At 44.1% G+C, this 1,416-nt stretch carries 1 protein-coding gene; it reads left to right on the top strand.

Annotated features, from left to right (window positions below):
* Positions 1–165 precede the first annotated feature (165 nt).
* Positions 166–1,301, top strand: a protein-coding gene (locus CRENPOLYSF2_RS18425) for an IS630 family transposase (protein ID WP_140396756.1) whose coding sequence is annotated in 2 segments (ribosomal slippage) — positions 166–595 and positions 595–1,301 — 1,137 coding nt in all. Because the reading frame shifts where the segments join, the coding sequence is not laid out codon by codon here.
* Positions 1,302–1,416: the final 115 nt, after the last annotated feature.

Genomic DNA, 1,416 nt, shown 5'->3' with positions numbered 1-1,416 from the left:
GCCATGCATATTGAGTTGATACGCGCTGTGCAAGCGTTAATACCGATCGGTGCAGATGTTGTCTGTCTTGGGGAGGGAGAGTTTGATGGCACTAGTACTCAGTCACTCTTTAAATGTCGAATAACAGCCCCCATAAACAAGTTTCACGTAAGGGATAGGCTGACTATGAAAAAGAAATACATTGTACGATTGACAGAGGACGAAAGAGATTATTTGGATGGCATAATCCATACAGGGAAAGTGGCAGCACACAAAAGACTTCATGCAGAAATACTGCTTAAAGCGGATATTAGTGAGTCAGGTGGCAAATGGCAGGATGGCCAGATCAGTGAAGCCTTTGGCATTTCAACGCGCACAGTTGAGAGGGTACGGGAGCGCCTGGTTCAAGAAGGCTTGGAGCCTGCATTAAATCGGGCTAAGCGCGAACCGGCAAGAAGCCGAGTCATCGATGGAGAAAAAGAAGCGCACCTAATCGCATTAGCTTGTGGGGATGCGCCTGAAGGATACAGCCGTTGGACATTACGCATGCTTGGGGAACATATGGTGGAACTTGGGCATGTTGAAAGCGTATCGCATGAAACCATTCGCCGGGCACTAAAAAAAACGAACTGAAACCTTGGCAGAAAAAGGAATGGTGCATTCCTACCAGCGAGAATGCTGATTTTGTTTGCGCGATGGAAGACGTATTGGGTGTTTACAAGCGCACTTATGACGAAACCCACCCCCTGATTTGTATGGATGAAAGCAGCAAGCAACATATTGACGAGGTGCGCCAACCTATAGCAGCAAAACCAGGAACAGTAGAAAAGTATGATACGGAATATGAGCGTAATGGTGTTAGCAATATGTTCATGTTTTTTAACCCATTGGAGGGTAAACGGCATGTCGAGGTGACCGACCAAAGAACAGCCGTGGATTGGGCGCAGCAAATAAAGGATTTGGTTGATGTTAAATATCCACACGCTAAACGAATTACCTTGGTGATGGACAATTTAAATACCCACACAGGCGCATCCTTGTATAAGGCATTCGTCCCTGAAGAGGCACGAAGGATTCTGGATAGGCTGGAAATCCATTACACACCCAAGCATGGTAGCTGGTTGAACATGGCAGAAATAGAATTGAGCATCCTGTCGCGTCAGTGTTTGGATCAACGCATTCCAGACCAAGATACGTTAAAAAAGGAAATTGCAGCATGGCAAGAAAAAAGAAACGCCCTTGCTCAACCTATGGAATGGCGGTTTACTAATGAGGATGCTCGGATAAAATTGAAAAAGCTTTATCCGACACTTAAAGAGTGACTAAGTACTAGCTATTACATCAAATCATATAAAAACAGGATAATAAAAATCTTCAAATCATGAATGAAACGCTGTTGTGTACTACATCAAGTTAATATTTAAATCCTGTTGATTT

It is taken from the genome of Crenothrix polyspora (assembly GCF_900163755.1).
GTDB classification, from domain to species: domain Bacteria; phylum Pseudomonadota; class Gammaproteobacteria; order Methylococcales; family Methylomonadaceae; genus Crenothrix; species Crenothrix polyspora.
The sequence above is the reverse complement of the archived record's forward strand: the minus strand, read 5'-3'. Positions and strand labels throughout refer to the sequence as shown.